This window comes from Tundrisphaera macrotermitis (assembly GCF_051175315.1).
Classification (GTDB): domain Bacteria; phylum Planctomycetota; class Planctomycetia; order Isosphaerales; family Isosphaeraceae; genus Tundrisphaera.
Genome location: NZ_CP195100.1, coordinates 6,897,959 through 6,924,153 on the forward strand (window position 1 = coordinate 6,897,959; position 26,195 = coordinate 6,924,153).

22 protein-coding genes are annotated in these 26,195 nt (G+C 63.8%); 8 read left to right on the forward strand and 14 right to left on the reverse strand.

Annotated elements, in window-relative coordinates:
• Positions 1-13: 13 nt before the first annotated feature.
• The 5 genes from drmA to TA3x_RS27915 all read left to right on the forward strand — a co-directional run bounded on the left by drmA (position 14) and on the right by TA3x_RS27915 (position 8,968).
• Complete coding sequence (gene drmA, locus TA3x_RS27895) at positions 14-3,661, forward strand: DISARM system helicase DrmA (RefSeq protein ID WP_435017956.1); 3,648 nt, start codon at positions 14-16, stop codon at positions 3,659-3,661.
• Positions 3,658-5,523, forward strand: a complete 1,866-nt coding sequence (gene drmB, locus TA3x_RS27900; protein WP_435017957.1) for a DrmB family protein — start codon at positions 3,658-3,660, stop codon at positions 5,521-5,523. Before drmA ends, drmB begins: the two co-directional genes overlap by 4 nt.
• Positions 5,520-6,323, forward strand: a complete 804-nt coding sequence (drmC, locus tag TA3x_RS27905; RefSeq protein WP_435017958.1) for a DISARM system phospholipase D-like protein DrmC — start codon at positions 5,520-5,522, stop codon at positions 6,321-6,323. Before drmB ends, drmC begins: the two co-directional genes overlap by 4 nt.
• Positions 6,324-6,385: 62 nt before the next feature.
• The gene (locus TA3x_RS27910; protein ID WP_435017959.1) at positions 6,386-8,143 is read left to right on the forward strand and encodes a GmrSD restriction endonuclease domain-containing protein; all 1,758 of its coding nucleotides are present in this window, start codon (positions 6,386-6,388) and stop codon (positions 8,141-8,143) included.
• A gap of 84 nt (positions 8,144-8,227) precedes the next feature.
• Complete coding sequence (locus tag TA3x_RS27915; protein ID WP_435017960.1) at positions 8,228-8,968, forward strand: hypothetical protein; 741 nt, start codon at positions 8,228-8,230, stop codon at positions 8,966-8,968.
• 222 nt (positions 8,969-9,190) lie between these two features.
• Here TA3x_RS27915 and TA3x_RS27920 read toward each other — a convergent pair whose 3' ends face one another.
• From TA3x_RS27920 to TA3x_RS27935, 4 genes are all read right to left on the reverse strand, one after another.
• Entirely contained in the window at positions 9,191-9,538 is a 348-nt protein-coding gene (locus tag TA3x_RS27920) for a protein NO VEIN domain-containing protein (protein ID WP_435017961.1), read from the reverse strand.
• 123 nt (positions 9,539-9,661) lie between these two features.
• The gene (locus TA3x_RS27925; RefSeq protein WP_435017962.1) at positions 9,662-9,853 is read right to left on the reverse strand and encodes a hypothetical protein; all 192 of its coding nucleotides are present in this window, start codon (positions 9,851-9,853) and stop codon (positions 9,662-9,664) included.
• Between the two features lie 36 nt (positions 9,854-9,889).
• Entirely contained in the window at positions 9,890-10,192 is a 303-nt protein-coding gene (locus tag TA3x_RS27930; protein ID WP_435017963.1) for a hypothetical protein, read from the reverse strand.
• A 201-nt stretch (positions 10,193-10,393) separates the two neighbouring features.
• Entirely contained in the window at positions 10,394-11,056 is a 663-nt protein-coding gene (locus tag TA3x_RS27935) for a hypothetical protein (protein WP_435017964.1), read from the reverse strand.
• Positions 11,057-11,313: 257 nt separating this feature from the next.
• Between TA3x_RS27935 and TA3x_RS27940 the strand changes: the two genes are divergently transcribed.
• A complete protein-coding gene (locus tag TA3x_RS27940) occupies positions 11,314-12,546 on the forward strand; it encodes a plasmid pRiA4b ORF-3 family protein (RefSeq protein ID WP_435017965.1) in 1,233 nt (410 codons plus the stop codon).
• A gap of 563 nt (positions 12,547-13,109) precedes the next feature.
• Here TA3x_RS27940 and TA3x_RS27945 read toward each other — a convergent pair.
• The gene (locus tag TA3x_RS27945; RefSeq protein WP_435017966.1) at positions 13,110-15,323 is read right to left on the reverse strand and encodes a hypothetical protein; all 2,214 of its coding nucleotides are present in this window, start codon (positions 15,321-15,323) and stop codon (positions 13,110-13,112) included.
• A gap of 200 nt (positions 15,324-15,523) precedes the next feature.
• On the opposite strand from TA3x_RS27945, the gene TA3x_RS27950 reads away from it, so the two are divergent.
• A complete protein-coding gene (locus TA3x_RS27950; protein ID WP_435017967.1) occupies positions 15,524-15,907 on the forward strand; it encodes a helix-turn-helix domain-containing protein in 384 nt (127 codons plus the stop codon).
• A 215-nt stretch (positions 15,908-16,122) separates the two neighbouring features.
• Here TA3x_RS27950 and TA3x_RS27955 read toward each other — a convergent pair whose 3' ends face one another.
• The 9 genes from TA3x_RS27955 to TA3x_RS27995 form a co-directional block, all read right to left on the reverse strand.
• Complete coding sequence (locus tag TA3x_RS27955) at positions 16,123-18,720, reverse strand: S8 family peptidase (RefSeq protein ID WP_435017968.1); 2,598 nt, start codon at positions 18,718-18,720, stop codon at positions 16,123-16,125.
• Between the two features lie 17 nt (positions 18,721-18,737).
• Complete coding sequence (locus TA3x_RS27960) at positions 18,738-19,706, reverse strand: AAA family ATPase (RefSeq protein WP_435017969.1); 969 nt, start codon at positions 19,704-19,706, stop codon at positions 18,738-18,740.
• A gap of 613 nt (positions 19,707-20,319) precedes the next feature.
• Complete coding sequence (locus TA3x_RS27965; RefSeq protein WP_435017970.1) at positions 20,320-20,673, reverse strand: hypothetical protein; 354 nt, start codon at positions 20,671-20,673, stop codon at positions 20,320-20,322.
• Positions 20,674-20,696: 23 nt separating this feature from the next.
• Complete coding sequence (locus tag TA3x_RS27970; protein ID WP_435017971.1) at positions 20,697-20,918, reverse strand: hypothetical protein; 222 nt, start codon at positions 20,916-20,918, stop codon at positions 20,697-20,699.
• Positions 20,919-21,030: 112 nt separating this feature from the next.
• Positions 21,031-21,486 carry a hypothetical protein gene (locus TA3x_RS27975; protein WP_435017972.1) on the reverse strand — a complete coding sequence of 152 codons (456 nt, stop codon included), beginning with the start codon at positions 21,484-21,486 and terminating at the stop codon, positions 21,031-21,033.
• A gap of 116 nt (positions 21,487-21,602) precedes the next feature.
• On the reverse strand, positions 21,603-21,872 hold the full coding sequence (locus tag TA3x_RS27980; RefSeq protein WP_435017973.1) for a hypothetical protein: 270 nt from the start codon (positions 21,870-21,872) through the stop codon (positions 21,603-21,605).
• Positions 21,873-21,950: 78 nt separating this feature from the next.
• Positions 21,951-22,871, reverse strand: coding sequence for an ArdC family protein (locus tag TA3x_RS27985; protein WP_435017974.1), 921 nt, complete (start codon positions 22,869-22,871; stop codon positions 21,951-21,953).
• Between the two features lie 218 nt (positions 22,872-23,089).
• Positions 23,090-23,254 carry a hypothetical protein gene (locus TA3x_RS27990; protein WP_435017975.1) on the reverse strand — a complete coding sequence of 55 codons (165 nt, stop codon included), beginning with the start codon at positions 23,252-23,254 and terminating at the stop codon, positions 23,090-23,092.
• Positions 23,255-23,290: 36 nt separating this feature from the next.
• The gene (locus tag TA3x_RS27995; RefSeq protein ID WP_435017976.1) at positions 23,291-23,485 is read right to left on the reverse strand and encodes a hypothetical protein; all 195 of its coding nucleotides are present in this window, start codon (positions 23,483-23,485) and stop codon (positions 23,291-23,293) included.
• A 1,222-nt stretch (positions 23,486-24,707) separates the two neighbouring features.
• Here TA3x_RS27995 and TA3x_RS28000 point away from each other — a divergent pair.
• Positions 24,708-25,994, forward strand: coding sequence for a hypothetical protein (locus tag TA3x_RS28000; RefSeq protein WP_435017977.1), 1,287 nt, complete (start codon positions 24,708-24,710; stop codon positions 25,992-25,994).
• Positions 25,995-26,195 lie beyond the last annotated feature (201 nt).

Genomic DNA, 26,195 nt, shown 5'->3' on the forward strand with positions numbered 1-26,195 from the left:
GAGGTTCCGAACGATGACAAGTTCCATCCTCCCACAGGCACCGTCGCCGTCCCAACTCCGGGCCATGCTGGAGGAGATGGTCATCGCCGACCTGCTCGGCCCGGCCGGCGGCCCCGAAGAGGAGATCGTCGAGCGGACCGTCCGTGACCGCTACCTCGTCGGCGTCCTCGCCCCCAGGCGTCGGAGGGATGAGCCGCCGCCCGAGGTTATCGCTCAGGCGACCAATCCCGCCGGCAACGAGGACGAGGACGAGTTCCCGCCCGTCCTCAACGATGAACTGGCCGAGGACGGCCACGACTGGCCCGAGGACGGGCCCGCCGACCTGTCCGTCGCCCTGCCCAAGGCCACCGAGCCCTCCTCCTTCGGCATGACCTTTTGCGTCGATGGTTCTGCCGAGGGGGTCGTGGCCACCGCCTCCTGGGGGCAATACCTCCGGCCCCAGAAGGAGGAGCGGATCGACCCGGCCACGGGGCGGGTCCTGCGACTCTGGAAGCGGCACCCGAGGGGCGGCCAGCCCCACCGTATCCCCCTGCGTATCGGAATGGTCCGGCCGATCGTTGCCGACCCGGAGTGCCCGGACGTCACCATCCAGGGGGTCGTCCGTCACTGCGACCCGTGCTGGATCGTCACGTTGTTCCTCGTCAACGGCCAGGAGGAGAGCAAGCCCAAGGACCAGTCCTGGCTGTTTCAGCCCCGGCTCGTGGTCGAGGCAACCGACGGGTCGCCCGACTTCATCAAGAAGACGACCCGTCGCCTCTCCGAGAAGCTCGACGGCGTGTACCGGGCCGAGGAGGAGGCGATGGCGATGCTCTACCGCCATCACGTCGAGTTCGCCGTCGGCCACGGGGTCAGCGTCCACGCCGACACCGCCCCCGATCGCCCGGATCGGGCCGTGAGGATCTCGACGGTGGTCGTCCCCGCCTACGAGGTCCCCCGGACCACGGCGGCCACGGCCGACGACGCCGACGAGGACCCGTCGTTCGCCAAGTTGGCCGGGCTCTGCCGGGACATGAAGGTCTTGTCCGAGGTCCCGGCCGGCGAGCTTGCCGCCAAGTTGGGCCCGCTGACGACCGCCTACGCCGCCTGGATCGACGCCCAGGAGGCCCGCATCCAGGACCCCGCCTCGGGGCTGCCCGAGCACCGGGACGCCGCCACGATGGCCCTGATGCGGTGTCGGGAGACCCTGGCCCGGATCAATGAAGGGATCGAGTTGATCACGGGCGATGCCCAGGCCGCCGAGGCGTTCCGGTTCATGAATGGGGCAATGTGGCTCCAGCGGACGCACTCGATCCTGTCCGAGCGGGTGCGGCGGGGTCATGAGCCAGATTTCGACCGGGACGTCGATAGGCCCGAGAACCGAAGCTGGCACCCGTTCCAGTTGGCCTTCGTCCTGCTGAACCTGCCCGGCATCACCCGGCTCGACCACCCCGAGCGGTCCGACGACCACCAAGCCATCGCCGACCTGCTCTGGTTCCCCACGGGCGGCGGCAAGACCGAGGCGTACCTGGGCCTGACCGCCTACACCCTCGGCCTGCGGCGGCTCCAGGGGACAGTCGAGGGACGCTCAGGCGAGGACGGCCTGGCCGTGCTGATGCGGTACACGCTCCGGCTGCTGACCCTCCAGCAATTCCAGCGGGCCACGGCGTTGATCTGCGCCTGCGAGTCGATCCGGCGAGAAGCCCTGGCGAAGGGGGACGCCCGCTGGGGCATGACGCCTTTCCGCATCGGCCTTTGGGTCGGCCGGAAGACGACACCGAACACGACCGAGCAATCGGCCGAGGCCGTCAAGCTCGACCTCGGGGGCGGCAAGCGGGGCGGCTCGGGCGGGGGCGGCTCGCCCTATCAACTCACCTTCTGCCCTTGGTGCGGCAGCCCGATCGACAAGGACGACCTGAGGGTCGAGACGTTCGCCGCCGGTCAGGCCCGGACCCTGACCTACTGCGGCGATGACCTCGGCCGCTGCCTCTTTACTCGCAAGAAGGCCGAAGGCGAGGGGCTGCCCGTCGTCGTGGTGGACGAGGAAATCTACCGGCGGCTGCCGTCGCTGCTGATCGCCACGGTGGACAAGTTCGCCCAGATGCCCTGGAACGGGGCGGTCCAGATGCTCTTCGGCCAGGTGGACGCCCGCTGCGACCGCCACGGCTACCACTCGCCCGAGATCAAGGACTCGGACCATCCCCGCAAGGGCAATCTCCCCTCGACCCGCCTGGTCCCGCACAACCCGCTCCGGCCGCCCGACCTGATCATCCAGGACGAGTTGCACCTGATCAGCGGCCCGCTGGGGACGCTGGTCGGCCTCTACGAGACGGCCATCGACTCGCTCTGCACCTGGGAGGTCGGCGGCAGGAAGGTCCGGCCCAAGGTGGTCGCCTCGACGGCCACGATCCGCAACGCCGGGGATCAAGTCTTCAAGCTGTTCAAAAGGCGGGTCAACGTCTTCCCGCCCCACGGCCTGGACGTCCGGGACAACTTCTTCTCGCTCCAGAGGAGGCCGAGCGACAACCACCCCGGACGCCGCTACATCGGCATCTGTGCCCCCGGCCGACGGCTCAAGGCGGCCCTAATCCGGGTCTACGTCGCCTTCCTGTCGGCGGGCCAGGCCCTCTTCGAGAAGTACGAGCACGACGCCGACGCCTGGATGACGCTGGTCGGCTACTTCAACTCGATGCGGGAACTCGGCGGGATGCGGCGTCTGGTGGACGATGACGTCCGCAACCGACTCGGCAAGATGGACCGGCGGGGCCTAGCAAACCGCAGCTTCCCGGTCGAGTACCTCCAGGAACTCACCTCCCGGATGTCATCGACGCAGATCCCGCTGATCCTCGACCGGCTCGAAGCACCCTTCGACCCGGCGAAGAAGGCCAGGCGGCAGGAGATGGCCAAGGCCAGGAAGTACGACGGGATGCCCCAGAAGCCGATCGACGTCCTGCTAGCCACCAACATGATCTCGGTTGGCGTGGACGTGAAGCGGCTTGGGCTGATGGTCGTCGGCGGCCAGCCCAAGACGACGGCCGAGTACATCCAGGCGACCAGCCGGGTCGGGCGGTCGAGGCCGGGCATCGTCTGCACGGTCTTCAACTGGGCCAGGCCGAGAGACCTGTCCCACTACGAGTCGTTCGAGCACTACCACGCCACGTTCTACAAGCACGTCGAGGCGTTGTCGGTGACGCCGTTCTCGCCGGGGGCGTTGAGCCGTGGCCTGGCGGCGTTGCTCGTCTCGTGCGTCCGGCTTCGGGGGACCGAGTTCAACACCAACGGGGCCGCCATGCGGATCGCCACCGAGGCCAATCACCCGGTCGTCAAGGAGGCGATCCGGGCGATCGTGGATCGGGCGTATCAGGTCGGCGAGGACGCCGAGGTGCGGGAGTTCGTCGAGGCCGAATTGAAAAGGAAGCTCGACTACTGGCAGAGGCAGGCCCAGCGGACGGCCGGCGGCCAGCGGCTCGGCTACGAGGAGGCGGCCGACGGACTGACCAAGAACCTGCTCCACCGACCGGGGCTGGAGCGGTGGGACGAGTTCACCTGCCTGAACTCCTTGCGGGAGGTCGAGCCGACGGTCAACCTCGTGCTGGACGACCACCACCTGGGCGGCGGGCCGGAGGAGGAGCCGATGGTCGAGACAGAGCCCGAGGCCCAGGCGACGGAGGCCGAGGCGTCATGAGCACGTCTCCCCGCAAGGTCAAGGTCGGCGAGATCCGCCCCAGCCAGGTCCTCACGACCTTCGGCGTCGGGTCGATGATCGACCTGCCGTTCCTTTCCGTCATCCTGATGGGCCTGGAGGACTGGCCGGTGGCCCAGTCCATCAAGGTCAACGAGGAGCGGCTGCTGGCCTCGGTCCAGGAGGTGCTCGGGCCACGGGTCGAGGCCCTGAGGACCCCGCCCCGCCCCCCGAGCGACGGCGCCACTCCCGGCCCGCTGGACGAAGCATCGACGATGGGCATCCCCGTCGCCCCGTTCCCCCGCTGGATGGTCTGCCCGAAGTGCCGGCTGCTGGCCCCGATCCCGCCGGCCTCCGACCTGCTCAAGCTGGTCCCGCACCTGCAATATCCCGACCGGACCCAGTACGTCCACAGCAATTGCCACATCCCCGGCAAGACTCCGGCCGTGCCTGCCCGGTTCCTGGTGGCCTGCCACAAGGGGCACCTCGACGACTTCCCCTGGGACTGGTACGTCCACCGGGGACAGCCCGGCTGCCAATCGACCCTTCGGCTCTTCGAGATCGGGACCTCGGGCGAGGCGGCCGACGTCGAGGTCCGGTGCGACACCTGCAAATCTCGCCGCCGGATGGCCGAGGCGTTCGGGCGGGACAATCAGACCAACCTCCCGAGGTGCAACCGCCGTCGGCCCCACCTGCGGGACTACGACCCGGCCGACTGCGGCGTAGAGCACATGTCCACGATCCTCCAGGGGGCGTCGAACTCCTGGTTCTCGATCTTCCTGTCGGCGCTGTCGATCCCCGAGGCGACCGACAAGCTCGCCCAGTTGGTCGCCGAGAACTGGACCAACCTCAAGGCCGTCCAGAGCCGGCAGAACGTCGAACTGCTGCGGGGCGTCGGCATGCTCCGGGAATTCGCCTCCTACGACGACGAGCGGGTCTGGCGGGCGATCGAGGAGAAGCGGTCTGAGGGGGAATCCCCGCCATCGGTTGGGCCGTCCGACCTGAAGTCGCCCGAATACGCCATCTTCACCGAGCCGAATACGAGCCGGAACACGCCCGACTTCAAGCTCAAGGTCGTCCCTCCCCCGGGCCGCTACGCCAAGTACCTGGAGAAGGTTGTCCTGGTCGAGCGGCTCCGGGAGGTGCGGGCTCTCGTCGGCTTCACCAGGATCGGCTCGCCTGGCGATTACGAGGACCCGGTTGAGATCCCCGACGACATCCGGGCGCCGCTGTCACGCAAGGCCCCCCGCTGGGTCCCGGCCTCGGAGATCCGGGGCGAGGGGATCTTCCTCCACTTCCGGGAGGACCTCATCGAGGAGTGGTCGGGCCGGATGGCCCGGCACGACCACGACTTCTTCGAGGCCCACAAGCGGTGGCGGACTGCCAGGGGGCTGCCCGAGCCGGAGAAGGGCTACCCCGGCCTGCGGTTCGTCCTGCTGCACTCGCTGGCACACGCCCTGATCCGCCAATTATCCCTGGAATGCGGCTACACGGCGGCCAGCCTGCGGGAGCGGATCTATTCCCGAATCCCCGCCCTGGGCGAACCGATGGCCGGATTTCTGATCTACACGGCCGCCCCGGACAGCGAGGGGACGCTCGGCGGGCTGGTCAGCCTGGGCGACCCCGAGACGCTCGGCCGGCACCTCGACCACGCCCTGGAGATCGTCCGGCTATGCTCCTCGGACCCCCTGTGCGCTGAGCACCGGCCGACGCAGGGCTCGCTGACGCTCCACGGTGCGGCGTGCCACGCCTGCCTGTTTGTTCCCGAGACGTCGTGCGAGCGGGGGAACAAGTACCTCGATCGGACCGTGCTGGTGGAGACCGTCGAGCGGGACGACCTGGCGTTCTTCGAGGACGAAGCATGAGTGGTGGCCTGGGGGCGATTGAGGCGGCGGCGAACCGGCTGTCCGCCCAGCTTCCGACCCCGCTATTGCGTTCGCTTGCCGAGGCCATCATGACATGCGAGGCGGGCCAATGGACGATGATCCTGGCCCGAACCGCCGGGGTGGTGCCGCACGCTCTCTATAGGACATTGGGGTTGGCGTTCATCCGTGCCTGGAGGGAGGAAGCGGCAGGGCTCGGCCCCGAGGCGGTCGCCCTGGCTCTGATGACGGCGGCCCATTTCCAGGAAAGCCACCGTGATGGGCAGTCGGTCGAACTCGTGTGGACCGGGCCAGAGTCGGGGACCGCCCCGTTCCGACGCACCGAGCAGGCGATCCTCCAGGTCATTGATGCGGCGACCCGGCGGCTGCTGATCGCCAGCTACGCCGTCTACAACATCCCCCGGATCTGCGAGGCCCTGGTCCGGGCTGCGGGGCGAGGCGTGATGCTGACGGTGGTCGTCGAGGCGTGCGAGAGGCAGGCGGGCCGGGAAGCCTACGACTCGCTACGAGCACTGGGACCAGCCGTGGCCTCCCGTTCCGACGTCTATTTGTGGCCCCATGAGCGGCGACCCCGAGACCAGAACGGCCGGTCGGGCCTCCTGCACGTCAAGTGCGTGGCGGGCGACGGTCGGTGGCTGTTCGTGTCGAGCGCCAACCTGACCGAATACGCCTTCACGACGAACATGGAACTCGGAGTGCTGATCACCGGAGGCGGACAGCCGGCCCGGATCGAAGCCCACTTCGAGGGATTGATCGAGTCCGGGGTCCTGGAGAGAGCGTGAGTCGCAACCTCCGCTCGAGGAAGAAAAGGGGTTCGATTGGCGGTAGTCAACGGGGAGAATCGATGGCCACGACTCTGTTCAAAGAGGTCAAATATTCGCTGTCGAAGCTCGTTGAGGACATCGAGATGGGGGAGATCGGACTCCCCGACATCCAACGACCGTTCGTCTGGAAGAACAACAAGGTCCGGGACCTGTTCGACTCGATGTTCCGGGGCTACCCGGTTGGCTACCTGCTCTTCTGGGCCAACGGGAAATCCGACGGCCACCGGCAGATCGGGACCGATGCGAAGCGGCACGTCTCCAGGCTGCTCATCGTGGACGGCCAGCAGCGGCTCACGTCGCTCTTCGCCGTTCTGAAGGGCATCCCCGTGGTCCGGGAGAATTTCCGCAAGGAACGGATTCGCATCGCCTTCCGCCCCAAGGATAGCCTCTTCGAGGTCGCCGACGCCGCCACCGGGCGGGACCCCGAGTACATCGCCGACGTCAGCGAACTCTGGGCCGGGTCCGTGACACTCAATCGGTTCGTCCGGGATTTCCTCAAGCGGCTCCGTGAGCACCGGGAGGTCCCGGACGAGGAGGAGGACCGGATCTCCGAGGCCATCGGCCGCCTCTTCAACCTCCGGGAGTATCCCTTCACGGCGATGGAGCTTTCTTCCTCGATGAACGAGGAGCAGGTCTCCGAGGTCTTCGTGCGGATCAACAGCAAGGGCAAGTCGCTCAACCAGGCCGATTTCGTTCTCACGCTGATGTCGGTCTTCTGGGATGATGGGCGGACCGAGATCGAGGAGTTCTGCCGCCTGTCCCGCCAGCCCTCGACCGGGAACGCCTCGCCCTTCAATCACTTCTTCACCCCGGACGCCGACCACCTGCTGCGTGTCAGCGTGGCGGTCGGCTTCCGGCGTGCCCGCTTGCAGTATGTCTACTCACTCCTGCGTGGCAAGGACCTCGACACCGGGGAGTTCTCGGACGGCCAGCGTGTGAAGCAGTTCGACATCCTGAAGCAGGCCCAGTCAGGGACCCTGGACCTCCAGAACTGGCACGAGTTCTTCAAGGTCCTGATCCGGGCCGGCTATCGGCGGGGGGACATGATCTCGTCGCAGATCAACATGTTGTACTGCTACGCCCTGTTCCTCATCGGGAGGAAGGAGTTCGGCGTCGATCTCTACCGGCTTCGGAACGTCATGGCCCGCTGGTTCTTCATGTCGTCCCTGACGAGCCGCTACACCGGATCGCCCGAGTCCGTGATGGAGCAGGACTTGGCGGGGCTGCGTGACGTCCGGTCGGCCGACGAATTCGTCGCTCACCTCGACCGGATCACGCAGGACGCCCTGCCCGAGGACTACTGGGCCATCACGCTGCCGAACGAGTTGGCCACGTCGTCGGCCCGCAGCCCGTCGCTGTTCGCCTATTACGCCGCCCTGAACCTGCTGGACGCCCGTGTCTTGTTCTCGAAGCTGAAGGTGTCGGAGTTGCTGGACCCGGCCTCACACGCCAACAAGTCGGCGATCGAGCGGCACCACCTGTTCGCCAAGAATTACTTGAGGTCGCTCGGGATCACTGAGCCGAGGGACACCAACCAGATCGCCAACTATGCGCTGGTCGAGTGGTCGGACAACATCGCCATCTCCGACGGTGCCCCGGCGAAATACTACCCGCAGTATGCCGCCCGCTACTCGGCCGAGGAACTCGACCGCATGCGCCATTGGCATGCCCTCCCGGATGGATGGGAAGTCATGAGTTATCTCGACTTCCTCCATGAGCGTCGGAGGCGAATCGCCCAGGTCATACGAGAGGGTTACAAGGTCTTGCTCGAATCGTGATCTCGCAGATCGTCGAGGTTGGGTCCGCATCAGCGATATTGGGGTATCGGCCTCCAGCGACTTCCTGCCCCACCCGAGGCATCCATGTCCGAGCACTCCGGGAAAGACACGAGCCGTGGGACCCGCCCACAACAAGAGTCGAGGGCCAAGGTCTCCCACGTCTCCGACACGCTGAACCGGGCGTTGATCAAGACCTGGCACGACCTGTGCGTCTCGCTGGGTCACGCCTACACGATCAGCGAGGCGGCCGTCATCCAGTTGCTCGTCGCCCGCATGCTGGGCAAGGGTTACTTGGCCGAGGCCGACCTATGCCCGGAGGATTATTACCTCGACCGGGAGGGCGGCTGGAGGCGAGTCGATCTGCTGATCGGGAAGGACCTCCTCTTCGAGACGGGGAAGCCACGGGCGATCCGGGGGCGCCTCCTCTCGGCTGCGGTCGAGTTCAAGGTCGAGAGCGAGGCCGTGACGATCAGGCTGCCACAGATCGAGAAGGACGCTGCGAAGTTGCAGGGGTTGGCCGAGGACCAGCAGGAGCGATCGTCGAATTTCAACGTCCTGGTGTTCTTCCGCTCGAAGCAGTGCCAGCGGGGCCAGGTCCCGGCCTGGAAGGAGATGTCGTCCCTATACAGATCCGTTCGCTTCGTCGTATCTTTCAGCGAGGAGGGGGAGGTCCGAGTGTTGCACTTTCACCAGGGGAGGGTTCGGGACATCAGCAGGAGCGACGGGCACTTCTACAAGGGGTGGCAATTGGACCGGGCGCTCGCCCGAGATCAGCGCAGGGCCACCACACCCCGAGCAGAAGGTGATGTAGATGTTGCATCATAAGTAAGGCCGGGCATTCCGCCTCTCTTTCTCGCTCGTCCGTTGAAACATATCTAATACGGCAGATCAGACCGAAGCCCGGTACTCCACCGCCTCCAGCCGGCACCCCTTTGAAAGTGCCCCGCCTACCACGTAGATCCGTGTGTCCCTGGCGAAATCGAAGACCCGGTAGAGCCGGAACCGCTCCGGGCAGTCCTCCGAGCACCTGACCTCGTTCGCCGTAACCTAAAACGGGAAGTGCTTGCCCAGGCCGGTCGTCTTGACCTCAATGAACCGCTCAGATTCATCTCCCTCGTCGAACGATAGCACGTCGAACCCATCGCCACACGTCATGGCCACCCACTCAACCTTGGCCGCCAGGTCGTCCCGGCCGCAGAACAGCAGCCTTCGCCTCTCGACATCGATGGCGAACTTTTCGCCGAGTTGGCCCAGGTGCCGGTTCATGGCGTCCCGTCGGGCGAAGTCGATACTCTTGCCCTTCCGTGAGAGCCAGGGTTTCTCGTCGCTCGCCGGGACGATGATCCGGTCGGGCCGGTCCTCGAAGATCGCATCGAGAGGGCGGTCGCCGATCACGGGGGCGGCGACCGGGTTCAGAACTACGCCATCAGCCAGCGAATCGAAGAAGTCGGGATGGCGGATCAGGTAGCCCTCGACGGCATGCGGCAGGACCGTCTTCTGTAAGTTCTCGGTGGGCCTTTAGCCCTCGATGTACGGAAGGCCCGTGGCGACCAGGACGGCACTGATATTCCGGTGCTTGAACTCGACCGAGCTTTTCGAGCGGCCGTCCAGGAGCGGCTGCAAGGCCCGGTTGTGCTCTGCCTTGCTGTACGGATCACCTGCTAGCTCGGCCTTCAACATGTGAAAGTAGTCGGCGACGATCAGGTCCACCTCGTCATGGGACCAGGGACGTCCCCGCTCCTTGGCTTACTCGACCTCTTCCGACGCTATCAGGGCACCCTTCTTCTCGATCGTGAAGCCGAGTTCCCGGAGCACGAAGTTCGCCTGGCCGGGGGCGTCGCCGCCGCTGAACTCCTCGGGCCGGAGAATCTGGCCAGTCAAATGCCGGAACGCAACGCCGATCACCGCCTTGGGCGGGTATCGCCTGCCCCCGTGGACGACCTCGTAGCCGGTCGGCGAGCCGAATGGGTGGCCGATCCCGGCGTCGAGATCGGCGAGCGCCGCTATCACATGATGCTGAGTCAGAACTCTCGGGATCGACTGGGGCATAGCGAATGATCTTCCGAAGCTCGATCCACGACAGACCGGCGTGCCGTAACCATCGTGCCAACCGTCGTCGAGACTATCGAGATCCCCTTACCTTCCTGCGAGGGGATCGAGACATCGTGAAGGCTCCGGCCGATTCATGTTGCCTTGCCCGATGGCCTTCCAACGGTCGGCTCAGAATCCTCCCGAGCGGGGCGATTTGACTTACTTTGGCTTCGTGTCCGGGTGAGCTTCGTTCGGTTCCCCCGCCCCATCCTTGATGATCTCGCCCGTCTTGAGGCGTACCCTCACCGTCTTCTTCGGTATGTCCCGGTCGCCCGGTGCCAACCCGCCGTTGCCCACGTTCAGGGTCAGAAATTCCTGCTTGTCGTCGAGATGATGGCCGCTGCCCCACCAGATCGAACTGACGGAGTGCGGCAGGTTCCCCACCTCCTCCTTGGACAGGAAGTCCTCTAGCCCCATCGAGCGGACGAGCTTCCCGTCGGGGGCGAAGACAACCACGACGTCCGGCCCGTAGCCCATCGAGTGCCAGTTGTCCAGAGTCACGACCGACCCGTCGTCGGCCACCAGGGCACGGACGGGGGACACGTCATTGGCCAGGGCATGCTCCCAGACGACCTCGAACCGCCCCTCCTTCGACTTCTTCTCCAGCTTCCCCAGGGCCTTGGGGCGGACAGCCTTGCCGGTGGCGTCCTTCGTCGTCGGGGAAGGTCGATCCCCGAACGAGGGCTCCACGGTCAGGCGGTGGCCGCCGTCCTTCGACGTGACCTGGAACGTCTTGGGGATCGCCCAGGAGTCGGCCCGAGAGGTCGTTGGGGCGGCGAGGGTGACGGCCAGGAGGCCCAGGATGCGGCCGGTTTTGAGCATGATGGATCGCCATTCCGGGCCATCAGGGTCGTCATGTGAGTGATGCGATCATGGCCTCCCATCATGGGAGGACGGATCGGAGCGAGCAAGGATCGGCCCCCGAGTTTCATCGTCTCGGCCCAGACGAAGGGCTTGCGATCACGGGATCGAGGACGAGCGGAGAAGGGGCGATGAGCCCGTTGTTCGGGCGACAGTGGCCGGGAGGATTTACTGATGACAGAATGATGGGATCGAGCGAACTGTCGGCGAGCACCATCATGGCCCAGAAGAAACAGATCCAGCCCGGCGAGATGGTCGGCCTCAAGCTGACCCAGGCCCAGCGGGCACTCCTCCTCGACGCCCTCCTCCTGATCCCCAAGGAGGTCGAGTGGGCCATCCGCACCACGCCGGCCGACGAGCCGCTGATGTTCACCCTCGACGACCTGGACGACCTCTCCGGGCACGTCGCCGCCGGTGCCAACCACGCCGAGAGCAAGGCTCTCCGGGACAAGCTGGACCGGATCTACCGGAAGATCGAGACGCTGCTCGGGTCGTTCACCGACGAGGCCGCCACGGAAGAGGGAGGCCCGAGCGATCTCATCGAGACCCTGATCAACATGATCACCGGGGCGAAGCCGATCATCCCGCCGATGCCCCCCACGTCCAAGAAGGGCGAGGCAATCTACTCAGTCACGCTCACCAACACGCAGCGGGAATCGCTCGTCGCCGCCACCCGGCTGCGTCGGGGCCTGAAGAACAAGATCGGCGAGGCCCCCGAGGACACCCAGGCCGTCGGGTTCACCAGGAAGGAACTCGACGAGATGGCAAGCGAGGTCGATCTGGCCGTCGAGTTTGCCCCGCCCCCCTACAAGAAGCGGCTCGAAGCCGTCATGGCCAAGCTCGAAGACCTCCTGGATGCCCTCGAAGAGGACGAGCCGATCAAGCCCGGTCGCAAGGAGGCCAAGGGCAACAACCGGATCTACCAACTCAAGATCACGCTCAAGGACGTCCGGCCGCCGATCTGGCGACGTGTCCTGGTCCCCGACTGCTCGCTGGCCGGGCTCCACGAGGTCATCCAGGTCGCCATGGGCTGGGGCAACTGCCACCTCTACGACTACGAAGTCGGCGGCGAGCGATACACCGACCCTAGGAGCATGGCCGACCTCGACATGGAAGACGCCGGCAAGGTCAAGTTGGGCCGAGTGGCCCCGAGGGAGAAGGCGAAATTCCGCTACACCTACGACTTCGGGGACCACTGGCAGCACGAGGTCCTGGTCGAGAAGATCCTGCCCCAGGAACCGGGGAAGGCGTATCCGGTCTGCATCGCCGGCAAGCGGGCCTGCCCGCCGGAGGACTGCGGGGGTCCATGGGGCTACATGGAGTTCGCCGAGGCAGTCCGAGACCCTGAGCACGAGCAGCACGATGAGGTCGTCGAGTGGCGTGGCGAGTTCGACCCCGAGGCGTTCGACTTGGATGCCGTGAATGAGCGATTGAAAGGCATCCTGCGTTGATCGGCCAGACGAGTCGAAGGTTCGTCACCCTCGTCCCATGGGTCGTCGTTCAGTTCGTGGTTTTGGGTTGGAGGGCAGCCGGGCCGGTGACTTTCCAGTCATGATCCCGTTCTTCCCCTCCTGCATGGCGACGGAATGACCGAGGCCGTACCGCACGGCGAGGGCAACGTCTACGGCCCAGACGTCCTGGTCGAAGGTGTCCTCCACAGGAGGTGGTACGGCGGTTGGAAGGACCTGCCGCTCGGGGCTCCCGCCGAGGTCGTCCCGAAGTCGCCTACATCGAGAGGCTGCGTCGGCTATGCCACGTCGAAGGACGGCCTCCTCTTGACGACCTTGTTTTTCGGTGCGGCCGGTGCCACCTCCTGGGACCGGAACCCATCGCCGAAGCCGTCATCCCGCCCGGTCAGGTCGAAAAGCTGGTGGGAGCGAGACAGCCAAGACAATGAAACGACGAGGGCTGTCGATCGAGGAGAACCGGGGAAGGCGAGAAAAGCACCCGATGACGGCTCGCCCTCACTCGATTCACCGTAGCTTCGGAGCAGCCTGGGGATCGGACCCGATCACTACCTCAACCCCGTCTCTTGCTTGTCTATCAGCCTGCAACCACGGAGATTGGTGATGCCGTCCGAGCCGAAGATGAGGACGGCCCCACTGCCAGGCCCACCGTTCCCTTTGAAGCCGAGGACGTGGATTATCTGATAGGTGCGGAATTTGGGGTCGGTCAGGTTGGTAAGGGATTTCGAGCTATGCTCTGAACCTCCCAGGGCCTCTCGCACCTGATCGTATTTCATGCCGATGACGAGCGACTCGAACGCCCGCCGGGTGATCGGAGGTGCGGGCCGGCTCAGCAACTCGTCTCTTTCGGATTCGCCGGCCAGTACAAGGTTGTACTCCTCGTATTCATCCTCGTAGGGGACCGTCCGGCCCTTGCGAAGATCCCAGACTTTCGCCACCGAGTCGCTGTGACCCGAGACGAGGTACTGGCCGTCCGGCGAGATGGCGATGCTACAGATGCCCCGGTCCTTGATCCGTCCGATGCAGGCCCCGGAGGCGACGTCGAAGAAGTTGATGTGGTGGGTCTTGTCCCGCTTCAACGAGCCGCCCCCCTCGACCGCTGTGACGAGGGTCTCTCCATCGGGCGTGAAAAGGACCTGATCGGCGTAGAGCGACTTGATCACCCGGAGCGGCTCCGACGAGGTTGGCTTCCAAAGGGTGACGGTGAAGTCCTGTGCGGAGCCCGACGTCGTGGCGATCTTGGAGCCGTCCGGGGAGATGGCGGCGACGTGGAAGTTGATGTCCTTACTCTCGAATCGATTCGTCTCCTTCCAGGTGGTCGTATCGAGGAAAGCAACGTGCCGGATGCTCGTCCAGGTCCGATCGGGGTCTTTCTGCGAGGAAGTTATCAGGAAAGTCGTACCATCGGGGAGGAAGGCGATCTGGTTGTCGTAGGCCATCCCGGAATCGCCCTCGACCTTGGTCCTGAAGAGGGGCTTGTCGCCACCCGGCCACGACCAGACCTCGATGACTTTCACCCGATGAGGCAACTCCTCGTAGCCGGGCACCCCGTTAACCGCCAGGGTGCTTCGGCTTTCGAGGAGCCTTGCCATCATGCGGCCTCGTGACGAGAAGGCGAAGGTATAGCTGCCGAGTTGTCCGGTTGGCTTGCCCAGTTCGAAAGACCGTCTCTTCGATCCCGTCTCAAGGAAAGGGAAGGCCGAATCCCGGATCTTCGCCATCCGGGCAATCGCCGCTGACTTCTGAGCTTCTCTTCCAGATTCGGTCGCCATGAGCCTCTCGGAACCTGTGGGCTCCGGCTCCGGCACTGGTGCGGCCACGGCGACACCGTACGGGGTCCAGAGCGCATCGCAATCCACGTAGGGGAAGCCCAATGCGTTGCGATCGTCGCTGTTGAACCCCGTGATCAGGCGATACTTCTCGACGACCTCGGCCTGCCCGTCGTTGATCTTCCAGACGAGCAACTCGTCGCTCCATGCGCTGGAGAATGCCGACCCCACCGGCGAGAACAATCCATCGTGGATGCGGGATCGCCTCTCCGGATTCAGCAAGTGCCAGCCGTCCATCGCCCAGAGCCGACCCTGCGTGATCAAGTACCTACCGTCGGGGGAGAAATCGATCTCCCTGATCCAATCTCTCCCACCAGGCTGGTCCACCGCCAGCACGGTCAGCGGCTCGCTCCAGATTTTGAAGACTGCGCTCCGGCCCGCTCGTGAAGCAGAGGGTGCGGGGGTGTCGGCTTCCAAACGTGCCTGTTCCGGCGGCGACGTAGCGTGATTCTTCCGGTGTTTGCCGCTGTCGAGGAAGACAAGAGCGACGATAAGGCCCCATGTCCCGCCCGCCCACCACCATCTCTTGCTCCGGCCCAAGCTGGGGTGCTTCCATAGCAGATAGAGACCGAGCGGGAAGAACACGAAGATCACCAGGCCCACCACGAACAGCGAGTCCGACAATCTGGAACCTCGGAAGAGCCCGCCCCGGATCTCGTCCCAATCCTCCTTCGCTTTCGCTCTAATGGACTGGACCCGCTCGGACTTCGAGAACTCGTCCACCCCGACCTTGGCCTGATCCGCCGCCTGCTTCGTGCCCTCGACGAGCCTCTTCGCCCCGGCCATGGCTATCCCGCCGGCCTTTGCGGCGTTCTGCTTCACGCCATCGAGCTTCTGCCTGGCCTCGTCGAAGCGGGCGTACTCCCCAACCTGATCGGCCAGGCGCCTGGCCCGACCCAGGATGCCGTCGTCGGCGGCCTTCTCGTCGCTCATCGTGTGGCTCCGGCTTGCAGTCGAAGGCAACTTGGCCCGTTGGTGGTGGCCGGACTCCGGCCGTCGTCGGCGTCTTCGCCCAGGCCAAGTCCTCGTCGCCCGGACCAATCTACTCGCAATACCATGCAAGTCAACAAGCGGAATGATGCTTATTGAGGTCTCCCCCGCCGGGGCGATGAAGTGGCGGGGGAGGGTCCGGGATGGCGAGGCCGAAGCGAAAAATCGAGATCGAACACGAACCGATCGTCGGCCTGTTCGCCGCCCGACTCCGGGAGGTGCGGCTGTCTCGGGGGATGACGCAAATCGACCTGGCGAACCGGGCCGTCGTGACGCCCACCTACATTGCCAAGCTGGAAGGGGGCAGGGTCGCACCGGGGATCGATCTGGTGGCTCGCCTGGCCAAAGCGTTGCAAACTACCATCTCGGACTTGTTGCCCGAGGCCGAGCCGTCCGACCCGTTGCCCCTCCTACGAGAGCAGGCGGGCAAGTTCAGCGAAGTGATGAAGACGGCGGACCAGGACACTCTGTTGATGCTCGTCCCATTACTGACCCGACTCCTTGAGTCGCCCACGAGGAAGCGGTGAGGCACTTGGGTGCAGACCCAGACTGAAAACTGAGGACGAATCAGTACCCTCCAGGTAGGCCACGACGCTATGCCATCACTTGCCGCAAACTCCTTGGCTCTCGTCGAATGATTGTTCGCCTCGAACGCAGACTTGACCTGGAAGGACGGATGCCGCAGCAACGGCTCGTCGGAGAGACGTAAGCATTTTTCCCGCAGCTTCGGGAGGTCGGTGAGTCAGGAACGTCCGACAGCCCCAGGAGGAGTAATCCTGGGGCGCAGACGAGCCCTCACCTCGTCGTAGAGGGCGATGCTCACGCCCTGGGCGACTTCCAGCGAGACGGCCAAAGCATAAGGGACAGCCTCTTTCAAGCGGCCAGCATCGGGCCGACAGTTCACCGTCAGCTTCATGGTGTCCCCTTCGGTGATGACGCAGGCATCGTCGCCCTCCAGGATCTCGTGCTGGATTGTCCCTCGTCGTACCGACTGCCACTCGGCCTGGCGGCGTGAGACTCGCAACGGGGTACGGGGCGGATCGAACCAGAGTTGGGCCTGTCGATACTTGTGATGCTGCGGATTGATCGGCGAGAGCCAGGCGAGCGTGATCGTCAGCCGCCGCCATTCGGTCCGACCGCCCAGGCCGGGCGGGAGCGGTATGGTGTAGTCGTGGCCCTCCTCGGCACGAAGACTCTCGCAGCCGATGAGGGTGGCCCGGTGGTCAGTACAGTCGAGGACACGGGCCAGGTCGGCAACCCCGTAGCCGAGGAAGCGGGCGATCCTCGACTTGAGCTTCGGGTCGTTCGACCCCTCCCGAAGCACCGACTCCAGCGTCGTCGATCCTTCCCCCCAGCCTGCGCCATGCACGATCAGGGCCTTGATCAAGACGGTGATCATCTCATCGCCGAGCGACTCTCCCCCCGGTTCCGACCTCAGAGACAACAGTCGGTCGAAGATGCCGATCGCACCCCTGGTCGCAAGTGCGGCTGAGTTGCTCGATCCGCAGGAGTAGCCGGTGTTCGCCTGCCCGGAGGCGGGCGAGCCGGGCATGGCGACACGGATGCCGGGCGGCTGCGTGGAGGCGACGGGCCGTAGGGCGACCTTCCCGTCCTGCCGGGCGGGTTGCTCTCGGAACAATTGCTTTCCCCCCGGCAGGAGGATCTCGGGTTTCACGGAGCGTTGGAACCCCTGACCGAGGCCGTTCGTCAGGCTCGGGAGCGAAGGCGTGAGGAGGTCTACCCGATTCCCCTTGATCACCTCGAGACAGCGGTCGTCATGGGACGCCCCGACCGTGATCGAGTTGATGGACTCGGCAGGGGACAGCAGCCGTCGGTGACGCAGGTCGGAAGCGATGGACTGGAGCACTCGCCGCTGGAGTTCGTCCGGGGCCAGGGAAGAGAGACCCCCTCTGACAGGTTCGAGGAGGATCTCCCGACCGTGGTTCCCGGCGCTCACAATGAAAAGGATCTTATACGTCCACGAGAGCCAATCGAGGACACGAGCCCACGGGCTGAGTTGATAGTCGAACAACTGGCTTGGGTCGCCGAGCGAGAGGTTGACGATTCTCACGGTCGGGGCGACCGGCCCCGAATCCCCGTCACCCTCCAGCATCCGCTTCACCGCCCGGTGAATCAGGTCGGCGGGGAGCAAACCCTCGGGGATGCACTCTCCCCTCGGGCGACGACCACTGTGCGGGTTCGGCTGCATGATCGGTCGCACGTAGAGAGCCCGGTCGATCGGCTCCTCCCCAGCTTCCAGGTCCCCGTGGATGATCAACGAGGCCATGCCCGTCCCGTGCTGGCGATCCTCGGAGGGGTAGGCCGACGCCCATCCGTCCGGGTCATCCAGCACGAGCCTCCCGATCAGGAGTCGGTGGTTCTCCAGCGGGAGCCCATCAAGCAGTGCGGCGACAGGCTCCCCGAGCCTCTTGAGATCGTCGTGAAGCTCGACGGCCCGCAGGCCCTCGATCTCGTCCGGGGGCTGGACGTCGGATTGGCCGAGGGGGCGGAAGAACATCACATCGTTCGAGCGGAGGACCCGAGTATCCGTCTGATCGAGGATGGCCTGCACCCCGCCCGGTGGCAGTTGGACGACGGCGGCGTGGTAGGCGACCTGGGGAATGGCACACTGATTCAGGCAGACCCCTCCCACTTCCGAGACGGTCGCCCGGAACCGCTCGTAGACGGCGAGACGTTGCCGCTCGTCGGCCCGGAACCAGAATTCGGCCTCGAACCGGATGGGGTCATACCCGTACTCAATCGCCTCTCGCCATCGCTCCATCATTCCCGTCTCAAGGACCCGATCCCGCTCGTCCCAACGCCGCAAGTCCTTGAGTTGCCGGAAGACGTCCCGAAACTTATTGAACCCGTGCTCGAACTTCCGCTCTGGATCGGCCTTATAGCGGTTCCAGAGGGAGAGGAGTTCCTTCATGCCCTGCTGGTTGCTCATGATCAGGAAGAGCCGTCCCCGGAGGGCCTTCTCGTGGTCCTCCTCCTCATCTTTACCCGTGCGATAGAAGTCGTCGTCGGGGAGGATGCCGTCCTCGTCCCATTCGGCCATCCACTCCAGGCCGTCGATCCTCCTGACGGCATTGGCAAAATCCTCGACCGAGCCGACGATCTCCAGGACGATGACCTCTTCCGGTTCGACCCCCGCCGCCGTGGTACGCATGGAGGTGGACTCGGCGTCCAGGCTCTTCTGCAACATGTCGAACTTCGGGCTGAGCCGTTGCGATTGCCGGTCGCTCGTCGGCAGGTGCATCTTCGGCGGTGCCGCCGAGAGTGTCTCTCGGCTCGCCGTCCTGGGCGTCGGGAAGATGAGGAGGGGGCGGTCTGGCATCGGTGACGGTTTCCGTGTTAACCCTGGGGCTTGATCCGGTTCTCCCACTGCATGAGCCGATCCTTGACGATGCGCCGGATGTCCCCTTCGGGCTTCGTCAGAATCCATCGCCTGGCCACGTCGAGTCCGAATTCCTCCAACTCGGCGAAGCTGGCATCACCCAACTTCTCGGCCAATTTCTGCGGGCTCGTCCCGAACTCGAAGCCCATCCGCCTCTGGAAGTTCTCGATCCAGGCTTGGACCTGTACGCCCGAAGGTGGCGGCAGTTGGAGCCTCAATTGGAACCGCCGCCAGACGGCCCGATCGAGGAGTTCGGGGTGGTTGGTCGCCGTGACCACGACGACGTGGCTGGGCAGGCCGTCGATCTGGAGGAGTAGTGAACTGACAACCCGCTTGACTTCACCCGTGTCGTGAGGGTCCCCACGCTCCTTGCCGAGCGTGTCGAACTCGTCGAAGAAAAGGACGCAGTGCCGGCTCCTGGCGAAGTCGAACAGGTTCCGCAAGCGGGTGGCCGTCTCGCCCAGGAAACTGCCGATGACCCCCTCATAGCGGACCACGAGCAGCGGGACCATGAGCGCATGGGCCAACGCTTCCGCCAACGATGTTTTGCCGTTACCCGGAGGCCCGGCTAACAGAACTTTGTGCCGTGGTTCAATGCTGTACGATCGGAGGAGTTCGGAGCGGTGGTGCTCCTCGATGAATTCGCCGCAGGTCTTAGATACGCCGGTCGGCAGGATCAGGTCGTCCAGGCCGACCCTGGGGCTGACCTCGACAAATAGTTGACCGGCCTGGGCATCCAGGGAGAGAGGGCGAGGCGAGGACGGCTTGCCGTTCTCCCGGAAGCTCTCCAAGAGTCGATCGGCGAGGACGTGGTGCTGCTTCGCTCGTTCCTCGGCGACGAGTGCCTCAACCGTCTTACGGAAGAGGGCCGAATCCCCTTTCGCACCGGCACGAACGAGCGATAGCAGCAAGTCTGATCGTGCCATAGGGACGGTCTCTCGAATCGCAAACAGCCCAGCCGGCATCTGAACAAAATTATACCAACAAGGAGACCTCCCCATCCTCATTATCGTCGGGTTCCTAGCAGACGCTACAAACTATTCCCCCTAAAGCTTCATCGATCGTACGATGACGCCTGGGTTCGGGGAGGATTGCCCCAGTTCACGGGTGAGAGACTGCTGGACATGATCCCGTCCGGTGCTTTCGGAAAAAGTGTCTCGCTGTAGATGAAACTCTCGCCGGCCAAGCAGCCCGCAAACGCAGAAGTTGGTCGTCAAGATCGCTCCTCAAACGGAGTCGATGGGTCCAGGGATTTTCAGGAGGATTCTTCATCCCAGCTTGCAAGATTTTGCAACAGCGGAGATACCCAGGATGGGACCCAAGAACCAGTCTCTCGGCGTAAGCCGATATTGGATGGCCTGGGGAGGGACCCACCAGGGCGAATTAGCGAATAGTTTCTCCATTGTCCATCCTGCAACGCCGTACCTGAAAACCCCTAAATCTTAAGGGCGACTTCGTCCACTCGTAGTGTCCTGCTACTCTTTGCCCGCTACTCGATATAGAAAGGCCCCGAGATCGCCGCCCTCGGGGCCCGACCGATCAATGTTCCTCCGGGAGTAAGCAACAGGAGCTAGCCCTTCGGCCATCCTCCCCCACCGCCTCGGTGATGATCCAGATCCGCTCCCCCGTCCTCGTCGTGTATGCCGAGAGGATTCGGCCGCCGTCGATCAGGGCCTCGTCGTTCAGCGATCTGTCCTCTTCGTCCAGGTCGCCCCAGTCGCCCCTGCCATGGCGGTGGAGGAACTCCGAGGGCTGCTGCCCGGCACCTTTCAGAACGTCGAGACAGCCTGGTGTGGCGACGACCTGACCGAGTTCGAAGCTCGCTTCCACGTCGATCCCTCCTCCTCGAAGGTTGAGGTTCTCGGCGATCAGGGTCCCGGCCCTCATGGGCATGGGTTCCAATTCCTGGGCATTCGTCACCGCATCGGCGGCTTGGGCAGGATCGCATCGAGCCCGAGGCCGACTACGTTCATCGCCGCCTCGGCCTCCTTGAGGTTGCCGGCAATGACCTCGGAACCGGCCTCACGAGCCGCCTCGGCCCGTTCACCGAAGACTTGGCCGATCAGCATCAGGACGCTGCCCGGCGAGAATGAGTTGAGCATCGTCTGCAACTGTTTCCTGGCCGCCTCTTCCTTCACGCTGTCTATTCCCTAAGCTCGATCGACTCAGCCATACTCCACGAACTCCAGGGTGCTGAGCCTCTTGACTCGGTGGTACGTGAAGGAAGGGAGCCTCTCGGCCCCCTGAGTTTCAGCAGCCGTAGACAAGCCCATCGTCGCCGATGTAGGGGTTGTACACGCCGAACTCCCTGGCGAGCCTGTCGAGGCCCTCGCCGATTCCTCTCGGCCAGTCGCCGTCCCAAAATCCGGCCCCGTGGCCGGAGCGTGTGAGGAGGAAGTCATGCCCGGCGTAGTCCGTCACCGAGCATCTGGCCCCGCCCGGAAGGGACCATCGGCCCTCAGCTTCCAGCCGCTCGGCGATGGCGATGAGTCGGCCGCCGAGCTTGTGATTCATGAAGGCGATGCAATCGGCCCGCATTTGGGCGAGCGTATCCGGTGCGATGTCGCTCTGGTCGTAGCGGCGATCGAGCGGCTCGCCACCCGAGTCGTCGGCATTGTCCATCGAGGACCAGAGGGCAGCCTCGATATAAGCTGTCATGAACTCGTCCAGTCCTTCGGGCTCGGAGATCGCAGGCGTTTCGGGCATCTGATGGGTCATCTCGGCGTCCCTGGGTTGTCGTGGTTGTCTCACGAAGGCCAGGGTGCAAAACCTCATGGCTCGCCAGGCGTGAAGATAAGGGGCCTTGCGGCCCCCTGTGCGACTCAGTGCATGATGCCCCGGAGTTCTTCCCTGATCTCCCTGATGCCCCCTTCCAGGTTCTTGATCGCACAACGGACCGTCTGATCGGCGTTCTCCTCGTCGAGTTGTCCTGTCAGATAGCTCTGGAGAGCCCGGCCGGCGTCCCCTCGCTGGCCGAGGCGGCTGATGGCCAGCCTGATCTCATTAAGTTGGGTGGGGGTGGCCTGGCGAAGCGGCATGGTCATCTCCTGGTCAGCGGTGTTCTCCTCGTTGACCAGGGTGCAAAGCCTCATCGCTCGTCTCGGAACGAGAAAAGCCGCCTCAGCAGCTTGCTGGGCGGCTCGACGAGTTCGACGTGATCCTGGGCACCGTTAGCAAGCGAGAGCCGCCTCGGGTTCCTCCTGGGTCATCTCGTCCTTGGGTCGGCCGTAAGACAAAATATGATCCGCAGCTTTGCTGGCGGCTGCCGAGGCCGAGAAGATGTAGCGGGGATCGTCCCGGAGCGCCCGGAGCCAAGATTTGACGTAGGAGTTGACGTTGGTCAAATCATCGCTCTGGGGCACGCCCAGTTCTGCCGAGATGAAGGCAGCCGTTATTTCCGACCGCAACTCGCCACTTGGGTAGTCGCCCTTCCACCCGAGCCGAGATTCGCTCCAGTGGGCCAACTCGTGGAAGAGGGTCCCGTAATATTCCTTGGCGTCGTTGAATTGGCTCTTGTTCGGGCACTGGATGAAGTCTTGACCGGGGCTGTAGAACGCCCGGTCCCCGCCGAACCTAATATCAGCGGCCGTCGCCTCGATGGCGGTTTCGGCGGGCTGGTAGTCTGGGAAGTGGTTGGCGTCCGAAGTGGCCGGGACCTGCCATTTCTCGGCCCCGTGGACCTGATCCGCCGAGAAGACCACGAACGACCGCATCAAAGGAAACTTGGTATCCTTCGTCTCGCCGGTCTTCGCATCAACTTCGGACTTCTCAATGGGCTTGTACAAGACGACGTGGCATCCCCACTGGCCGGATTCGACGCCAGCAGGACGGGGTTTGACGATACAACCACGATCACGCCATTGGTTGAACGTCGCAAAATTACGGCTCGTGAATCCGAAACGACGGGCATGAAGCTGAAGCAACAGGACGTTGATTCCGTTGTAGTTCTTGCCCGTCACAGCATTGGCGGGCATCCCCTTGCCGTTGGGATGGACCGACCAGCCCATCCGCCAGGGTGGGATTCTACCGGCTTCCAGGGCCGTGATAATCGAGTCGGTGATCTGGCGGCGGATCTCGGTCTGGCTCGGCATCGACTCATTCCTGGAGGGTGTCGGGCGGTCAACACTCACCAGGGTCCTGCTCGTGTTACCGGGGTCGGGCTCCGGCTAGATCAGGTGGGGGAGGAAGCACAGGAAAGACCTCCATGGAAAGACTTTTGGCCAGGCATGACGTACTTGCCCGGTCGAAGCACGAGAGCCACGCTCCTCAGGCGGCGAATCCACAAAATACCTGCGGATGTCCCCGGCCTTCATAAAAAGAGCCAAGACCCTACGAGCCGCCCGACGAACACAATCAAGGCGACCGTCCCGACGAACCCGACCACGACCAGGAGCACCGGCAGCAGGGCAATCACGATCCCGATCGCCATCACAGCGAGCCAGGCGATGAACAGGAAGCCAATCAGGCGTTCCATCGGGTCTCCTTTGAGGGGGTTGAGCGGCCGTCCTGCTCAACGGAGCAGGTCGGCGTAGAGGCGGGCAATCTGCCGATTCACGTCGTCGGGGTCGGCGAACAACAGGGCCTCACGGAGCCGTCGGCTCCAACCCTGGCCCGTCCAGAACCACTCGCCTTGGCGTTTGCGATCCCGGACCACATAGCGGCGGAATTTAGGGTCGCCGACCAGTCTCGGGACGAACGGGGGCATGACCTGCTCCTGAGGACGCAGACTTGTGTTCCCCTCCTAGGGTTCTAACCCTCTTTGGAATTTGGGAGGCAAGCGGAGTTGAGTTCTCGGTCATTGCCCCCGTGCTCTGGGAGCCAAGGAAGATTCGATCCTGGCCGAGATCGAACCGCCGAGAACGAAGTCGCTGGATCTTGTTCGGTCATGCAGGCTTGGCCGGGGCTGACGGGAGACGACAACGGTGGTGGCAGGTTGATGCCTATCCACAATGAAATACTGGTGATGGGTGGCGAAGACGCCAAGCACTAATAAATAGTTCTCCGCCACGGAATCTGCCGAGGTCGGGGAAACAGTCGGGGGAGAATCGAACTCGGGGACACCCAAGTGCCAAGCTATTAACGAGCCCAGATCATTCGAGGGACGCTCAGCCCGTGGCGATTATCAGTGAAACGACGAGACGTGAACAAAGAGCCACGAGAGTATCGAAGCCCCTTAGCTAGTCTAACCGAGAACCCGAAATCCGTGAGACTTGAGACCAGCGATGCGAGCGTAAACGAGTGAATTCACGAACTGATGGCAGCGTCAGCGAATGATAAATTGCAGGTCACACTGGCCGTATCCCAAGAAGAGTTGGATTCGGTATCGCAGGCAACACCTCATGCTTGGAAAACCTGGCGGTTCGAGAGGAGACTTGTCTCATCGTAGTCTGCGAGCTAACAGGCATGTTCCCTGCGAGAATCGGGGACTCCATCTGGTAGCCCTCGCCAGAATGTCTGCACGGAAATTATCGGATAGCTTGACGGTCATGCGAAGATTTCGGATGACAATCTACCGATGTCGGCCGGGAAACCCGCTGTCGCTCACCTGGCAGGAATTGGTGCCAAATTCGGGAGAAGAGCCGCAATAATCACCGGGTTCCCCGCCAGGCAAACATCAGGTCATCCGGGAGAATCCAAGCGGGAGGGGGCGGTACGGGAGCGAGCGCAGCGAGCGATCGACTGCCCCCTCCCGCCTCGCATTGCGAGCGCAGCGAGCAATGCCCTTCTCTTAACATCTTCTCGTTCCACTTATGTTCTAATTGTATTGTTGGACTTCTGGTGAATCCCCAGGAAGCATGGTGATTTGCCGGCGAAAAACGGTGATCCATCGGTGAGGAATAGTGAGACCGAGGAATTTTGGTGATTTTTCATTGTATCTGGTGATTTTGTAGACAGCCTTCATATGTATTAGTTAAATAGGAGGGACAATGAAGGGCAAGTGCTATCTGAAGTTGGTTCAGACCCACAAGGGTTTCGATCGCCTCTCGCTACACGAGCGGCTCATCTACAGCTACCTCGTGAGCAGGGGCTCGGCCAGGCAGCGGGAAATTGCGGAATGGCTCGGGATCGGCATCAACACCGTGACCCGCTGCTGCGGCAAACAGGGTTCCCTCGTGGTGCAGCATCGGCTCGTCGGTCGCATCGGCGGCCGGGTGGTGCCCCTCGAACCGGGCGACATGCACGAGGGTTGGTTCCGACGCTTCCGCCAGGACGAGCGAGGCTGGCGGAAGGCGTTCAAGTACATCAAGGTCTACATGCCATCCGGGGATTCGCCCCTCGTCCTGCGTGACCACATCGTCCTGTCGGTCCTCTACGGCATGGCGGGGACGAAGAGTGTGATTCCCAGGGTCGCCCCGCAGTATTTCGTCGAGGTCCTGGGCATCGCATACCGGACCGCCAGGGCCGCCCTCGAAGACCTCCAGGAACACCACCTCATCCTCCTTGAGGACAATCCCGCCGGAACCGGCCTGACGGTCACTCTCGGCGGCCTCGACGAAGGGATGCTGCATTGGTTCCGCATGGCCGCTCCGAGGCGAGATCCCGCTGGCCCGGCGCTACCCAGGATCGCCTCGATGTTCGCAGACGGCCACCGTCCCGACCTCAAGGACCTTGCCGAGGTCGAATCGCTGCGGAGGGCCGAGATGCGATCCCATGGGAAAGGCCCACGGCCGTCCGACCGGATCAACAATCAGGCCGATGCCAAGCCGATCCAACATGGGATGGACGACCCGCATACTCACCCGAGATCCATGAAACCCGAGGGGGTTACCCACGGAATCGACCGAGCCGGCTCTACCTGCGAGGAGCGGAGCCGCACAGGGGGGCTGATTGCCGGTGATGCTCCGGTCTGCGAAGACGATATGGATTGCTTGTCGGAGGACGTGCAGGATGAGATGGCTTTGTTGGAGGCCGACCTCGAAATCATCTGCTCCGAAGCCGTCGCCTCGTCCACGAATCCTTCCGCCCATCGACTAGCAGGCGTTGCCGCCGAGAGATGCGGCGAGATTTCGGATGACATCCCGCCCGGCGATGCCCTCTACAGGTTGATCCAGGGAGCCCCTCGGGACGGAGTTGTCATGGCCGCTTGGGACGACGAGGACACCTCGACGATCGACCCAACTTGGTTGCAAGAACTTGAGTCCGCAATCGATGAATTGGGAGAGCGTCACGCCCGGAACGAAGAGGAGTTCAAACAGTCTTCAGAGGCCCTATAGGCGCCGTGGGAGTGCTGGATAAAACATAGCGGAGTCTCCACATCACCTTGATCGATGCCGATGGAACGACGTGGATGCCCATGATATGGACCATTATCGGTGCAGGCCCCCGGTCCGGGCGATATCGGTCTCGTCGGTCGGTTTGTTCTTCAGGGAGTAAACGGGGGTCAATCCCTCCGGCGTCCTCGTCGCCCCGAGGAC